The 15000-nt window shown below is 60.7% G+C and carries 14 protein-coding genes; 3 read left to right on the top strand and 11 right to left on the bottom strand.

Going from position 1 to position 15000, the window contains the following annotated elements:
• The first annotated feature begins 1 nt into the window (after position 1).
• Entirely contained in the window at positions 2-1156 is a 1155-nt protein-coding gene (gene pdxB / locus BM254_RS05555) for a 4-phosphoerythronate dehydrogenase PdxB (RefSeq protein WP_091999950.1), read from the top strand.
• 171 nt (positions 1157-1327) lie between these two features.
• Here the strand turns inward: pdxB and htpX are convergent, their stop codons facing one another.
• The 3 genes from htpX to BM254_RS05540 all read right to left on the bottom strand — a co-directional run bounded on the left by htpX (position 1328) and on the right by BM254_RS05540 (position 3995).
• Positions 1328-2209: a protease HtpX gene (gene htpX, locus BM254_RS05550; protein ID WP_091999947.1), complete on the bottom strand. Its 882-nt coding sequence runs from the start codon at positions 2207-2209 to the stop codon at positions 1328-1330.
• Between the two features lie 93 nt (positions 2210-2302).
• Positions 2303-2770 (bottom strand): hypothetical protein, encoded by a 468-nt coding sequence (locus BM254_RS05545; RefSeq protein ID WP_091999945.1) that lies wholly within the window; start codon positions 2768-2770, stop codon positions 2303-2305.
• 10 nt (positions 2771-2780) lie between these two features.
• Positions 2781-3995, bottom strand: a complete 1215-nt coding sequence (locus BM254_RS05540) for a pyridoxal phosphate-dependent aminotransferase (protein ID WP_091999942.1) — start codon at positions 3993-3995, stop codon at positions 2781-2783.
• Positions 3996-4231: 236 nt separating this feature from the next.
• Here BM254_RS05540 and BM254_RS05535 point away from each other — a divergent pair, with 236 nt between their 5' ends.
• Positions 4232-4717 (top strand): glutathione peroxidase, encoded by a 486-nt coding sequence (locus tag BM254_RS05535; protein WP_091999940.1) that lies wholly within the window; start codon positions 4232-4234, stop codon positions 4715-4717.
• Between the two features lie 32 nt (positions 4718-4749).
• On the opposite strand, the gene BM254_RS05530 is transcribed toward BM254_RS05535, so the two are convergent.
• On the bottom strand, positions 4750-7008 hold the full coding sequence (locus BM254_RS05530) for a hybrid sensor histidine kinase/response regulator (RefSeq protein WP_425434479.1): 2259 nt from the start codon (positions 7006-7008) through the stop codon (positions 4750-4752).
• 320 nt (positions 7009-7328) lie between these two features.
• Between BM254_RS05530 and BM254_RS05525 the strand changes: the two genes are divergently transcribed.
• Positions 7329-8339, top strand: a complete 1011-nt coding sequence (locus BM254_RS05525) for a LysR family transcriptional regulator (RefSeq protein WP_091999935.1) — start codon at positions 7329-7331, stop codon at positions 8337-8339.
• Here BM254_RS05525 and BM254_RS05520 read toward each other — a convergent pair.
• The 7 genes from BM254_RS05520 to BM254_RS05490 form a co-directional block, all read right to left on the bottom strand.
• Complete coding sequence (locus BM254_RS05520) at positions 8328-9293, bottom strand: GNAT family N-acetyltransferase (protein WP_091999932.1); 966 nt, start codon at positions 9291-9293, stop codon at positions 8328-8330. The two genes, BM254_RS05525 and BM254_RS05520, sit on opposite strands and share 12 nt — an antisense overlap.
• A gap of 7 nt (positions 9294-9300) precedes the next feature.
• A complete protein-coding gene (locus BM254_RS05515; RefSeq protein ID WP_091999929.1) occupies positions 9301-10452 on the bottom strand; it encodes a cupin domain-containing protein in 1152 nt (383 codons plus the stop codon).
• Positions 10453-10467: 15 nt separating this feature from the next.
• Positions 10468-11835, bottom strand: a complete 1368-nt coding sequence (gene purB, locus BM254_RS05510; RefSeq protein ID WP_091999927.1) for an adenylosuccinate lyase — start codon at positions 11833-11835, stop codon at positions 10468-10470.
• Between the two features lie 104 nt (positions 11836-11939).
• Positions 11940-12578, bottom strand: a complete 639-nt coding sequence (hflD, locus tag BM254_RS05505; protein ID WP_091999924.1) for a high frequency lysogenization protein HflD — start codon at positions 12576-12578, stop codon at positions 11940-11942.
• Positions 12575-13753, bottom strand: a complete 1179-nt coding sequence (gene mnmA, locus BM254_RS05500) for a tRNA 2-thiouridine(34) synthase MnmA (protein ID WP_091999921.1) — start codon at positions 13751-13753, stop codon at positions 12575-12577. Before mnmA ends, hflD begins: the two co-directional genes overlap by 4 nt.
• Before the next feature lie 48 nt (positions 13754-13801).
• Positions 13802-14251: an NUDIX hydrolase gene (locus BM254_RS05495; protein ID WP_091999919.1), complete on the bottom strand. Its 450-nt coding sequence runs from the start codon at positions 14249-14251 to the stop codon at positions 13802-13804.
• Positions 14248-14865 carry a pseudouridine synthase gene (locus BM254_RS05490; RefSeq protein WP_091999916.1) on the bottom strand — a complete coding sequence of 206 codons (618 nt, stop codon included), beginning with the start codon at positions 14863-14865 and terminating at the stop codon, positions 14248-14250. The genes BM254_RS05495 and BM254_RS05490 overlap by 4 nt, the downstream gene beginning before the upstream one ends.
• Positions 14866-15000: the final 135 nt, after the last annotated feature.

Below are 15000 nucleotides of genomic sequence, written 5' to 3'. Positions count from 1 at the left end.
CATGCTGATCGTAGCTGACGAGAATATTCCGTTACTCGACTCCTTCTTCGGAGATATGGGCGAAATCCGCCGGGTCTCCGGCCGCCACATGAGCCCCGAAGACGTGCGGGATGCCGACATCCTGCTGGTCCGGAGCGTAACCCGGGTCAACCGCGAACTGCTCGAAGGTAGCCGTGTCCGCTTTGTCGGAACCGCTACCATCGGCACCGATCACGTGGATTTGCAGTGGCTGGAGGAGCAGGGCATCCGCTTCTCCGCCGCACCGGGCTGCAACGCCAACAGCGTTGTCGAATACGTTCTTTCGGTACTTTCACTCTATGCCGAGAGGTGTGGTCTGACTGACTGGACGGACCTGAGTGTGGGTATCGTCGGTGTCGGCAACGTCGGCGGAGAACTGGCCGCCAAGCTGGAGCGCCTCGGCTTCAACACCCGGTTGTGCGACCCGCCCAGGGCCGAACGTGAAGGCGAACAGGGTCCGGAATTCGTCAGCCTCGAAGAAGCCATGGAATGCGACGTGGTCAGCCTCCACACTCCACTGACCCGGAACAGCCCCCACGCCACCTTCCACATGATCGGAGAACGCGAACTGGCCGGACTCACCTCGGACCAACTCCTGATCAGCGCCGGCCGTGGCGAAGTAATCGATACAACTGTCCTCAAGCAGCGCCTGACCTCAGCCAACCCGCCCCTCGTAGCCCTCGATGTCTGGGAACGGGAGCCGAAAATCGACCCGGAACTGGTGGAACTGGCCTGGCTGGCAACCCCCCACATCGCCGGTTACAGCCTGGAAGGCAAGGTTCAGGGCACTGAAATGATCTATCAGGCCCTGAGCACCTTCCTGGGCCTGCCGATCCGCAAAAAAGCCGGCCAGTTCCTCCCGGAACCGGCTTTAAGCAAGGTTTCGTTTACCTCGGCTGCAGACGAGGATAAGGCCGTCAAAACTGCCCTCAGAGCCTGTTACGACCCCCGAGAGGATGATGCCCGCCTGCGTCTGGCCATGAACGGAAGTGCCGAAGAAAGAGGGGCCGCATTTGATCGACTGCGCCGGGACTATCCAGTGAGAAGAGAATGTTCCAGTCTGAAGGTACAGCTGAAAGGAACCAGTAAGTCCCTGCAGGACAGTTTCAGAGCGATTGGTTTCAAGTTAAAGATCTAATATCGATCGGACTTGAGGCGTGCTCGACAGTAGCGTTGCTGGTGGGCTCCTCCTTCCGAAACTGTGCGGAGCCATGGATGGCGGAGCTCAAGCGTCACAGGGACGTGCCGCAAGGAGCGTGTTTCGGAAGGAGGAGCCCGCCAGCAATGCGGGCAGGCCCCCGAAAGTTCATCAGAGGTTCGCGTCCTGCAGGGCTCGTATACGGTCTTCCAGCGGCGGATGGGTCATGAACAACGCACTCAGACCGGCCCGGGCACCGCGGTTGATACCGAACGCCTGCAAAGAATCCGGCATCTGATCCGGCACTTCACTTTCCTGTTTCAGCCTTGCCAAAGCGTTGATCATCGCCGAACGGCCGGCCAGCTGGGCGCCGGCAATATCCGCCCGGTACTCCCGACGGCGGGAAAACCAGAACACAATCGTGCTGGCCAGGATACCAAGGACGATCTCGGCCACGATGCTGACCACGAAGAACCCGATACCGTGGCCCTGCTCATTCTTGAACACCACCCGGTCCACAAAAGAGCCGATCACCCGCGACGCGAAGATCACGAACGTGTTCACCACACCCTGAATCAGGGCCAGAGTCACCATGTCCCCATTGGCCACGTGCCCGATTTCATGGCCAAGGACCGCACGGATTTCGTCCTTGTTGAACCGGTGCAGAAGCCCCTCACTGACGGCCACCAATGCATCATTCTTGTTCCAGCCGGTGGCGAACGCGTTGGACTGGGAGGCCGGGAAAATGGCCACTTCCGGCGTTTTAATGCCCGCATTCCGAGCCAGTTCCGCGACGGTATCCACCAGCCAGCGCTCGGCCGGAGTCCGCGGAGATTCTATGACCTGAGCCTTCGTGCTCCACTTGGCCATCGGCTTGGAAATGAACAGTGAAATCAGGGCACCGGCGAAGCCGAACACCGCCGCAAACGCCAGCAGCGAGCCGTATTCGATGCCTTGCTGGCTCAGGTAACTGTCGACACCCAGCAGACGCAGGGTAAAACTGGCAACCACGATGACCGCAAGGTTGGTCGCCAGAAACAGCAGTATGCGCATGTTAATTCCTTGAAAGTTCAGTCAAAGACATAATTCACCCATCTGACCGGAATATGCGGTCCGGGTTCTCGGCTTCAAGAGTATTACTGCGATTTAATGGTAGCTGCTGTCGGCGAAAAAAGTAGCCTGGACCACCTGGCTGATGCGGGCGGAGTTGCCGCTCTTCAGCGCCTGGCGGATCAGGTGGATGTGGGTGGAGAGATCCCGCTGGACGGATCGGGGCAGGTTGTCAGTCTCGGCCACCTGCACGCCGGCGGCATCCGCCAGTGCTTGCGGAGCCGGGGCGCTGAGCCGGATGAAGGCATCGCGGGTCAGCACGGCCTGGTCCAGGGCTTCCTGCCGGATGGTGTCCACGTAGCGCAGCAGGCCTTCCTCCTCGAGCCAGAGCAGGGCGCCGAAACAGGCCATGTGCCGCTTGCTGTGAAGACCGAACTCGTCGGGCTCGTCCGGCCCGGCAATGTCTTCCACGAACAGGTTCACCCGGCGGGGGAAAACGCCATAGAGCTGCACCAGAGCGACGGCGACGTCCTTGTAGAATTCCTCGACGTGAATGTCTGCCATAACTTGTCCGTTACTGCTGGTATTTGCTCAGGAAATTGCCGAGGCGGCCCATGGCGTCCTCGAGAGTATCCGCCCGTGGCAGGAAGACCACCCGCAGGTGCTGTTTGTCATCCACGTTGAACGCGGATCCCTGTACCAGCAGGATCTTTTCCTGCAGCAGCAGGTCGAGCACCAGCTTCTCGTCATTGACGATGGGGAACTTCTTCGGGTCCAGTTTCGGGAACAGGTACAGGGCGCCCTCCGGCTTCACACAGCTGACGCCGGGAATGTCGTTCAGCATTCGCCAGGCGGTGTCGCGCTGCTCGAACAGACGGCCACCCGGAGCCACCAGGTCGTCGATGGACTGGTATCCACCCAGGGCGGTCTGGATAGCGAGCTGTGCCGGAACATTGGCACACAGGCGCATGTTCGAAAGCATCTCGATGCCTTCCACCAGATCCCGGGCGCGATGTTTGGCGCCGCTGATGATCATCCAGCCGGAGCGGTAACCGGCTGCGCGGTAATTCTTGGACAAGCCATTGTAGGTGAAGAACAGGACGTCGTCGGCCAGGGAAGCGGTGGACACGTGCCGGGTTCCGTCATACAGAATCTTGTCGTAGATCTCGTCAGACAGCACGATCAGGTTGTGCTTGCGGGCCAGCTCGATGACCTGCTCCAGCAACTCGGTGGAGTAGACCGCCCCGGTTGGGTTGTTGGGGTTGATCAGCACGATGGCCCGGGTGCGCCGGGTGATCTTCTTGCGGATATCGTCGATGTCCGGAAACCAGTTCTGCTCCTCGTCACAGCGGTAATGCACCGGCTTGCCGCTGGACAGGGTGACCGCGGCGGTCCATAGCGGGTAATCCGGTGCCGGAATGAGCACCTCGTCACCGGTGTTGAGCATCGCCTGCATGGACATCACGATCAGTTCGCTGACGCCGTTGCCCAGGTAGATATCGTCGATATCCACCTTGTCGATGCCGCGCTGCTGGCAGTAATGCATGACCGCCTTGCGGGCAGAGAACAGACCCTTGGACTCCACATAGCCCTGGGCCTGGTGCATATTGTAGATGACGTCCTGCTGGATCTCTTCCGGCACATCCAGCTCGAACGCGGCGGGGTTGCCGATGTTGAGCTTGAGTACACGGTGACCTTCTTCCTCCAGCCGACGCGCCTCACGCAGAACCACTCCACGAATTTCGTAACAGACGTTATCGAGTTTGGCGGACTTGTAGTAGTTCTGCATGGATTCAGATTCCTTGAGAGGTAATACGGATACACAGCCGTCCGGTTGACGGAAGGCTTTATTCTAGCGGAGCGAGGGTGCGCTACAACAGGGTAATTATGATGAATTGTGGCGGATTTAGGGAGTAAACCTCAGGCAGGTTCCCGGTTTTGTGATCAAGTGGCCTGTAACGGCGTGTTATTTTCCATCGTACTTGGTCACAATCAGGGGCCTCGCGCTCACCACAGGAGACCAGAATGGCGCAATCCAGTATCTACGATTTTACCGTCCGTGATATTCAGGGCAACGGACAGAGCATGGAGGCCTATCGCGACAAGGTACTTCTGATCGTGAACACGGCCAGCAAGTGTGGGTTCACACCCCAGCTTGAGGGTCTTCAGGCCTTGTACAAGGATCTGAATGAGCTGGGTCTGGAAGTTCTCGGGTTTCCCTGCAACCAGTTCATGAACCAGGATCCGGGAACCGACGAATCCATCAGTCAGTTCTGCAGCCTCAACTATGGTGTGGATTTTCCCATGTTTGCCAAGATCGAGGTGAACGGTGACGGAACACATCCCCTGTACCGGTTCCTGAAGCAGGAAGCCCGGGGTCTGATGGGGTCGGAAAAGGTCAAATGGAACTTCACCAAGTTCCTGGTGGACCGTAATGGCCGGGTTGTGCGTCGCTACCCGCCCACCGCCAAGCCCGAGGCCATCCGCAAGGATATTGAAGAGTTGCTGTAGCTGTCTTGTAGCCCCGGAGCCCGGGGGTGTTACTACCGGGGCGCCCAGCGACTGATCGTGCTGCGGAGTTCGTCCCGGTTGTAGGGCTTGGTGATGTAGTCATTCATGCCGGCGGCAATGCAATCGTCGCGGTCGCCCTGCATGACATTGGCGGTGACGGCAATCACGGGCAGGTCTTTCCAGTCCGGGTTCTCGCGAATCCGCCGGGTGGCTTCGTAACCGTCCATCACCGGCATCTGGCAGTCCATCAGGACCAGGTCATAGGAGGCATTCCTCAGGGCCTCCAGAGCCCGCTTGCCGTTTTCGGCGTGGTCCACCCGGTGGCCAAGCTTTTTCAGCAGGCTGCTGGCGACCAGCTGGTTCACCTGGTTGTCCTCCACCAACAGTATCTGCAGCGGCCGGGTGGCGCCGGTCGGCACTTCTTTGTGCTCTTCCTGGGCTTCTTCTGCCGGCATCAGGCCGGCTGCCCGGCACAGGCACCGGTATAGTTCATCCCGTCTCAGGGGAAGCGACAGGATCTGATGATTGGTATGACCCCCGACGCTGTTGCCCCTGGCCTCGGCCAGAATCACACCTTCACCGGGCCAGTTGTCTGCAAACGCCAGGGTTTCGGTGTCTCCCGTGTCGATCGTTGACAGCAGGACGCCCTCAGGATGCCGGCTTGCACCCCGGACCGGAATCTCCCAGGCCCGCAGTTGACTCTCCAGTGCCAGGCGGTGCGGGTGGGATGGGGGCACGGCCAATGCAACACCAATCTGTCTGAGTTTTTCCGGAATCGGCTGGGCCGTCACGCCGGGTTCCGCTTCTTCGTGAACGGGCAGGGGCAGGGTAACGGTGAAATGGGTGCCGCTGCCCTCCCGGGAGTCCACCATGATCTGGCCGTGCATTCGCTCCACCAACTGCCGGCACAGCGTCAGGCCGAGGCCGGTGCCGCCGTAGAGACGCGTGGTGTCGGTATCGGCCTGTGAGAAGGGCGAGAAGATCCGGTGCAACCCTTCCCGGGACATACCGATGCCGGTGTCGATCACTTCCAGGCGCAGGCTGCCCCCGGAATGAGTGGCCTTGATCTTCACGTGCCCGGCATCGGTGAACTTGATGGCGTTGCTGATCAGGTTGTTGAGAATCTGCCGGGTCCGGGTGGGATCGCCCAGGAAGGTTTCGGGAAGCTCGGGGTCGATTTCGCTGACCAGATCGATGCCCTTGGCCCGGGCCTGCTGGGAATGCAGGGTGGCGCATTCCTCGATCAGGTTGCGCATACTGAACGGAATATGCTCCAGATTGAGCTTGCCTGCCTCGACCTTGGAGATATCCAGAATATCGTTGAGCAGACCCAGCAGGCTCTCGCCCGCGTTGAGGGCGATCTCGAGCCGGTTGCGCTGAACCGGGTCCAGCTCCCCCTCAAGCGCGACTCCCAGCATACCCAGGACACCATTGAGGGGTGTCCGTATCTCATGGCTCATGCTGGCAAGGAAGTTGGCCCTTGACCGGGCCCTGCGGACTGCATCCTCTTTTGCCCGGACCAGGGCGCGGTTGCCGCGCTGCAATGCCTCGTTCTTGTCCGAGATCTCCCGGGTGCGGTCCGCCACTTCCTGCTCGAGCTGGTTGGAGTAGTTCTTGATGGCACTCTCTGCGTCCCGCAGCTGTTCCAGACTGGAGTCAATGGTTTCCAGGTGCTGATTGATGATGCCGACCATGGTGCCGATCTCGTCCTGTTCATGGCGTGCGGGCACGGGCAGGCGGATCTTTTCCGGGGAGTCGGCGGAAACCCGGCTCAGCGCACTGATGACATTCATCATGGGGCGGGTCAGAACGAGGTAAAAAATCGCCAGCAGCGCGCCCGACAGTGCCAGGCTTTTCAACAGGCCGCTTAACAGGGTGTAGGCGGCTCGTTTGAGGAACTGCAGTCCATAATGAAAGGTGTCAATGGTGACAACCAGTTCGCCCAGGGGCAGGTTGGCGAGCTGCCGGACCTCGAGTTCCGAGCTGAAGGCGCGGCTGTCACCGAACAGCAGGTCACTGAGCCAGCGGTAGGGCGATACGGGGCTGCTCTGGCTGGCCGCGGCCATGGTATGGCCTTCGTTGTCGATGATACGGGCATCGATGGTGGCCGGGTGGCGCAGCAGGCCATCAAGCAATTCCTCGGCGAGGCGGACGTCGATGTTGTACGCAATCTGGGATGCCGGGCTGTGACTGATCTCGATCAGCGCGTTGATTTCCGCTTCCATGCCGTCCCGGGCGCTGAAATAGTCCAGGGTGATCTGGACCAGATTCAGCACAAGCCCCAGCGCCATGGCGACGAGGAGGGTGTCTCGGGTCAGCCTGTAGGAAAGCCGCTTTTTGAAAGTGTTGGTCACGGGTAGTTGCTGTCTCTGTTCCCGGCAGGTTAAGCATCGGAACCCGGCGCGGTGGCTGAGGGTCGCCGATAGTATTCAACACGCGAGGGCAAGGGTAGCAGAAAAGGCGAATGGAATCCGTGTTTTGGATGACGTGGCCCAATCGGTCTATAGATTTTGTGAATTTTTCGACACAACTGTATCATTGTGGTGAATGTTGCGCCTGCTTGCGGGCCAACACTATCCGATTTTCCCCTGATGCAACGCCGGAGCGCCCGATGGATCTTTCCCGTGTCGACCTGAACCTGCTGGTATATCTCGATGTGCTGTTGCGGGAACGCAACGTGACCAAGGCGGCCAACCATCTCGGGATTACCCAGCCTGCCATGAGTAACGGCCTGCGGCGATTGCGGGACCTGTTCGCCGATCCGTTGCTGGTCAGAACCAGTGAGGGGATGACGGCCACGGAACGGGCCAGGGAACTGCAGCCGCTGGTTCGTGGCATCCTGTCGGATATCGAGCAGGCGGTGCAGGAGAAAACGCCTTTCTCGGCCATGGAGAGCCAACGGGTGTTCCGGATCATGGCCAGTGACTACGCCGAGTCCTGCCTGATGCCCCGGGTCCTGCGCCGGATCCGCCAGGAGGCGCCCCATGTCACCCTGGATGTGCTGACCCCCAGTGACGTGAGCTTCCTGGACGTTGAGCAGGGGCGGCTGGACATGGCCATTAACCGCTTCGACAAGATTCCCCAGTCATTCCACCAGAAGACACTCTGGACCGAGTATTTTGCCTGCCTGATGAATGCCCGGAACCCGATTCTCAAGGAACCGTTCACCCTGGATACCTATCTGGCGGCGAGCCATATCTGGGTCAGCAAGACCGGGTTTGGCGTTGGCGTGGGGGTTAATCCGAAAGATGTGCAGCGGCTTGGTTGGGTGGATGAGGCACTTGGGCGAATGGGGGCCAAGCGGCAGATTTCCGTGTTTACCCGCCATTACCAGGTGGCCATGCTGCTGGCCGAACAGCACGATCTGATCGCCACCCTGCCGTCACGGGCGGCCTGGCTCCAGAAGGACAATCCCAACCTGGTGGTCAAGGTGCCGCCGTTCGAAATACCGCCGTTCGAGCTGAAAATGGCCTGGAGTCCGCTGCTGCAGCACAACATGGATCACCAGTGGCTGAGGAAACTGATCGCCGAGGTGGCGGAGGAAGTGGATGCGGAGTTCGCGCCGTTCGGCGCCCGCTTCGAGTCCGCGGACCTGCCTCAGGTCCGCCATTCAGAGCGGTAGCTGACGCAGTTCCAGGGAGCTTCGCCCGGCGTCCCACATACGCTGGAAAGCCTCTGACAGCAGCTTCACCCGGCCACTGTCGGAGAAGTTGCAGAAGCCGGCAGGCTTGGAGAAATCGTGGCGGTACAGCACGCCCTCCCGATCGATCAGCATGAACGGCTGGTCCTCCACCGGGTAGTCGTCGTTTACCAGCTTCAGTTCAATCCGGCTGGGTAACCGGCGCATCAGCTCCACCAGCTGGTGGCGGCGCTTGACCAGCGGTTTGTCATCGTGGATCAGCAACCGGACTTCGCTCAGGCGGTGGCGGCGGGCCAGTGCGGAAATCAGTTCCCGGAACCGGAACCGGTCGTACAGGTCGTGTTCCAGCAGGCGGTCATACAACCAGATCCGTTGCCCCGCCTGGCCGGCGAGGGAGTCCATCAGGGCCAGCATGCGGGTCTCGTTTTCAAACAGCCAGCTTTGCCGATCCGCTTCCAGCAGCAGCGGATGGTCGCGCTCCTCCAGTGCGGCTACGGCGAGCTCCGGTGCAAGGCAGCGCATGTCGTAGTGAGGAATACCGGCATCGTCGTAGACGTCCGAGCACACATGGAACCCGGATCGCTGGTAGAAAGGAATCGCGTGTTCCTGGGCGGACAGCCGGACCTCATCGTACTGGCCCGCAGCCTCGGCCAGCAGATGGCGGAGCAACGTCTCTCCGATGCCTTTGCCCCGATGTTCCGGCAGGATTGCCATACGGCCAACGTGGGCGGTTTCATTCAGGCTGGAGAACAGCCGGGCGACGCCCACCGGGGTGTTGTCAGGCAGTACCGCCAGGAAATGATCCGCAATCTCGTCGGTATCGTCCCATTCCAGTTCCGGCGGTACCTGTTGTTCCTCGATAAACACGCGTTGGCGAATATCCCGGATATGACCGGGAGCCAGTTGCCAACTGTATTTGCGAATCCGGACCGTCATGGCACTCCTATTCGAAATAGACCGAGCCCTGGTTGTACAGGGTCGTCAGCAGTCCGAGCAGGGCGGGGTCCGCAGCAAATCCGGAGAGTGCTTTCATATCCACACGGGCCGCGGCGCACAGCAGCGGCGCCAGTGGGCGGGCATCGCCCTTGAGCAGGTATTGCTCACCATCCACAAACAGGGCGGTGTCGTCGCCGAGTTCATAGAAGGCAAACCTGGAGCCCTCGTTCCAGCGAAGCTGTTCGCCGGCGCTGATGGCCTCTGCCAGGTCCTCTTCGGACGCCGGCTCCTCGGCGGGAACCACGATATCCAGACTCTTCGGCGCGGTGGCGTACTGGCCAAACCACAGGGCAAGCTGCCGGCGGTTGCCGACTTTCTCCTGGATGATGCCGTTGAGCCGGTCAATCACTTCCGGGGCAATGGTGCCGGGGTTGTCCTGAACCTTGAGGTCGGGGTCGTTGATGTGCTCGGCGGCATCTGACTGACTGCACAGGAAGTCGGTAAAACCGGTCAGGATGTCGTCGATGGTGGGCGCCCGGAAGCCGACTGACAGGGTAATGCAGTCGTCCTCGGCGACACCGTGATGTCCGATGCCCGGCGGCAGGTAGAGCATATCGCCCAGAGCCAGGGTGACGGTTTCCTCGCCTTCCCAGCTGCTCAGAATCCGCAGGGGCGTGCCTTCCACTCTGGGCGAGGTATGGTCGCACTGACCGCCGAAGGTCCAGCGGCGATGGCCCTGGGCCTGGAGCAGAAACACATCGTACTGATCGTAATGGGGGCCGACGCTGCCACCTTTCGGGGCGTAACTGGCCATGATGTCATCAAGGCGCCAGTTGGGAATGAACCGGAAGTGTTCGAGCAGGTCGGCAATTTCCGGAACCCAGTGGTCCAGCCCTTGTACCAGAAGCGTCCAGTCCTGCTCCGGCAGGTCGCTGAACCGGTCGGGAGTGAAGGGACCGTTGTGCAGCTGCCAGGGCTTGCCGTCGTCATTCTCGATGACGATCCGGGATTCCACGCCCTCCTCGCAGGCCAGGCCAGCCAGCTCATCCGGGCTGACCGGGCAGTGGAAGCCAGGGAACGCCTGGCGGATCACCAAGGGTTTTTTCTGCCAGTAGTCCCGCAGAAATTCGGAAGGTGTCAGTCCGCCAAGCATGTCCATGGTGTGCTCCCGCTATCAGATGTTGCGCGCCTGCTCTCTGGCATTACCAATGTAGTTGCCCGGTGTGAGGGCCATCAACTCTGCCTTGGCGGCGTCCGGAATGTCGAGGGTTTCCACGAAATTCTTGATCACTTCCGGAGTCATCGCCTTGCCCCGGGTCAAAGCCTTGAGCTTTTCGTAGGGCTTTTCGATGTTGTAGCGGCGCATGACCGTCTGGATCGGCTCGGCCAGGACCTCCCAGGCGTGGTCCAGATCCTCGTCCAGGCGGGCCGGGTTGATTTCCAGTTTGCCCAGACCCTTGAGGGTCGCTTCGTAGGCAATCAGGCTGTGGCCGAAGCCGACGCCCAGGTTGCGCAGCACGGTTGAATCGGTCAGATCCCGCTGCCAGCGGGAGATCGGCAGCTTGGCCGCCAGGTGATCAAACAGGGCGTTGGCAATGCCCAGGTTACCCTCGGAGTTTTCGAAATCGATGGGGTTGACCTTGTGCGGCATGGTGGAGGAGCCCACTTCGCCTTCCACCGTCTTCTGCTTGAAGTAACCCAGGGAGATATAGCCCCAGACATCCCGGTCGAGATCGATCAGGATGGTGTTGAACCGGGCGATGGCATCGTACAGCTCGGCAATGTAGTCGTGGGGCTCGATCTGGGTGGTGTACGGGTTCCAGTCCAGGCCCAGGCTCTCGACGAACTCTTCGGCGTTGGCGGCCCAGTCCACGTTCGGGTAGGCGGACATGTGGGCGTTGTAGTTACCCACGGCGCCGTTGATCTTGCCCATGATTTCCACTTCGCGGATCTGCATCAGCTGGCGGCGCAGTCGGTACACCACATTGGCCAGTTCCTTGCCCACGGTGGTGGGGGAGGCGGTCTGGCCGTGGGTCCGGGACAGCATGGGCTGGTCCGCGTGTTCCTTCGCCAGTTCCGCCAGTTTGTCGACGACCCGGTCCATCGTCGGCAACAGGCCGTGGTCCAGGCCCTCACGCAGCATCAGGGCGTGGGACAGGTTGTTGATGTCCTCGGAGGTGCAGGCAAAGTGCACAAACTCGGTGACCGCATGCAGCTCGGGAACCCCGGCAATCTTTTCCTTGATGAAGTACTCGACCGCCTTGACGTCGTGGTTCGTGGTACGTTCGATTTCCTTGATGCGCTCGGCGTCTTCCAGACTGAATTCGCTGACCAGCTTGTCGAGGAAGCTGGTGGCTTCGGCGGAGAACGCGGGCACTTCGGTGATCTCCGGGTGCGCGGCCAGCTTCTGAAGCCAGCGGATTTCGACGGTTACCCGGTTACGGATCAGACCATACTCGCTGAAGATGCTGCGGAATACGCTGACTTTGCTGCCATAGCGTCCATCGACCGGGGAAATGGCGGTCAGGGCGGTGAGTTCCATCGAAAACCTCTCAAGTGATCAAAGAATCGAAACAAACTGGGAAACAGGGGTGCCAATGATACACCAGCGGGCACTCTGAATCAGCGTTAATCCCGGCTTTGCCGTTACAGTGGCTGGCGTGCCTTCTCGGCCAGTTCCCGGGCGTGGTGGATAACCTTGCGACGGGAGAAGATCAGCTGCCAGCGGCGCCCGCCGCACTGGCGCCAGAGCACGGCCGAGCGGATACCGGCCAGCAGGAGCGCCCGTACCTTGTCAGCATTCTCTTCACGCTGCAGTACCGCGGGGTCACCGGTGACCTGGATGCGCTGCCGGAAGGTACTGATGGTGTCGGCGTAGATGGAGGCCAGGTTGCCGATCAGGTTGGCGTGGGTATAGCCGAAATGGCTGGCAGTATGGCGAGCCTGATCAATGCGGCTGCCGATCACGTCCAGCATGTCGGAACGGCGGTTCAGCTTGGACTCCAGGTGGATCAGGTTGAGCACGTACTTGAGCACCTCGATATCACGCTGCTTGCTTTGCTGGCTCATGACCGTGGAAAGAGTAACCAGACCTTCCCGGATGTCGGACAGCTCACCGCCATAGACGTCCAGGGTTGAGGCCGGATCGGTGGCAAACAGCGAGCGGATGCAGGTCTCCAGGGATGCCGGGTTGCACTGGCCGTTATGGGCGATCTGCTGCACCAGGTTGGCCGCCTGGAACACACCGGCAAGCGCAAGGGTCTGATCATGCAGGGACCGGCTCATGCGCTGGCTTCCTTCTGTTCCGTGCTCTGGAGGCGCGCAGGCAGGGGCTCGCCATCACGCCAGGTTTCCTCGATCACGCCACCACCGAGGCAGATTTCGCCATCGTAGAAAACCACGGACTGGCCCGGGGTAACCGCACGCTGGGCATCGTCAAAGACAACCTTCACGCCGCTGTCGAGCACCGTCACCTCACAATCCTGGTCCGGCTGGCGATAACGGGTCTTGGCCTTGCAGCGGAACTGCCCGGCCGGTGGCTCGCCGGCCACCCAGTCGATCGGCCCCGAAACCAGGCCCCGGGAAAAGAGCAGTGGGTGGTGTTTCCCCTGGACGGCAATCAATACGTTGCGGGTCAGATCCTTGTCGGCCACGTACCAGGGTTCGTCTCCGAACTCGCTGAGACCGCCGATTCCCAAACCCTGGCGCTGGCCGATGGTGTGATACATCAGGCCCTGGTGCCGGCCTATGACCTGGCCGTCCGGGGTTTCGATATCGCCCGGCTGGGCCGGCAGATACTGTTTCAGGAAGTCCCGGAACTTGCGCTCGCCGATGAAGCAGATGCCGGTGGAATCCTTCTTGTCATGGGTGACGAAGCCCTGTTCCTCGGCAATCCGCCGAACCTCGGGTTTTTCCAGTTCGCCGACCGGGAACAGGGTGCGGGCGATACGCTCACCGGAAACCGCATGGAGAAAATAGCTCTGGTCCTTGTTGGGATCCAGACCTTTCAGAAGCAGGGCCTTGCCGGAGCCGTCTTCGAGCGGGCGCTGGCGGGCATAGTGCCCGGTGGCAATGTAATCCGCGCCAAGGGTGATGGCATAGTCGAGGAAGGCCCGGAACTTCACTTCCTTGTTGCACAGGATGTCCGGGTTGGGGGTGCGTCCGGCCTTGTACTCGGAAAGGAAGTGTTCGAACACGCGATCCCAGTATTCTGCCGCGAAGCTTGCGGTGTGCAGCTTGATTCCGATGTCATCGGCCACGGCCTGAGCGTCCGCCAGGTCGGTCATGGCGGTACAGTATTCGGTGCCGTCGTCTTCGTCCCAGTTCTTCATGAACAGGCCCTCGACCTGGTACCCCTGCTGTTTCAGAAGCCAGGCAGCCACGGAAGAATCGACGCCGCCGGACATGCCGACGATGACACGGGTGGATTCCGGAGACTTGGTATGGGGTGTTGTGCTCATGTCAGCCCTGTTAACGCTAAAACGTCGGATTCTAACATTTTTGCGGAATCACGTCTGCGCATCGACGATGACGTCAAGCGGGTAACGGCGGCCATTTCGGTAATCTTCTATGCACTGGAGGACCAGGGGGCTGCGCAGCTTGTCCCCGAGTTGGCGAATGTCGTCAAGGTCAAGCCAGTGGGCGGCGATGATGCCATCGTCGAGCTCGTAAGAGTGATGGCGAACCGCCTCTGCAGCGTAGCAGAAGCGGTAATAGGTAACGCCGTTGGCGGGCGCCTTGTAGGTGTACACCCCGAGAAAATGCCGTGGTTCGACCTGCCAGCCCGTTTCCTCGAGGGTTTCCCTGCGTACGGCATCGAGGATGGCTTCATCCTCTTCGACGTGCCCGGCGGGCTGGTTGAAGACCACCTGGCCGCCGCTGACTTCCTCCACCATGAGAAAGCGACCGCGGTCATCTTCGACAATAACGGCAACGGTTGCGTGGGGTGTCCAGGTCATGATCGGGAACGTCTCCTGCTGGGTCGATGTTTGGCCGGCTGCTTTGTGGCCGGCATGTGCACGGCCAGGGTGCGGTATTCGCCGGGGGCCAGCTTGTCCAGTGTCCAGTCCCCGATACGGTAGCGGATCAGGCGCAGTGTCGGGAAGCCGACGGCAGCGGTCATGCGCCTGACCTGGCGATTCTTTCCCTCGGTAATGGTCAGCTCGATCCAGCTGGTGGGGACGGACTCCCGGTGCCGGACCGGCGGCACGCGGGGCCACACCTGAGGATCCTTCATGCGCCTCGCCCTGGCGGGGCGGGTCTTGCCGTCCTTGAGTTCGACCCCGGCGGCAAGCTGAGACAGGGCTTCGTCGGTGATGTCGCCTTCCACCTGGATCCAATAGGTTTTGGGCATTTTCAGGGAAGGGGAGGCGATCCGGTTCTGCAGGGAACCATCACCGGTGAGCAGCAAGAGGCCCTCGGAATCAAAATCGAGTCGACCGGCCGGATAGACGTTCTCAAGCGGAATCCAGTCAGCCAGGGTCTGGCGGGGAGGCTGGTCCGGGTCATTGCGTCGGTCGGTGAACTGGCAGAGAACCTGGAAAGGTTTGTTGAACAGAACGAGTTCGGCCATGCCTGCGGTGCGTATCGTGGGTTCCTGATTGGAAGGGATGGAGGTTTGCAGGGTACCCGAATCCGGGAATTTGGCAACAGGGGGTTGGACAATAAAAACCAGTGCGGGCCAGGGCGCGAGCCGCCCGCTGTATCG

This window comes from Marinobacter pelagius (assembly GCF_900114925.1).
In the GTDB taxonomy this organism is placed as follows: domain Bacteria; phylum Pseudomonadota; class Gammaproteobacteria; order Pseudomonadales; family Oleiphilaceae; genus Marinobacter; species Marinobacter pelagius.
Note: the sequence above shows the minus strand (reverse complement) of the source record. Positions and strands in the feature narration are given on the sequence as shown.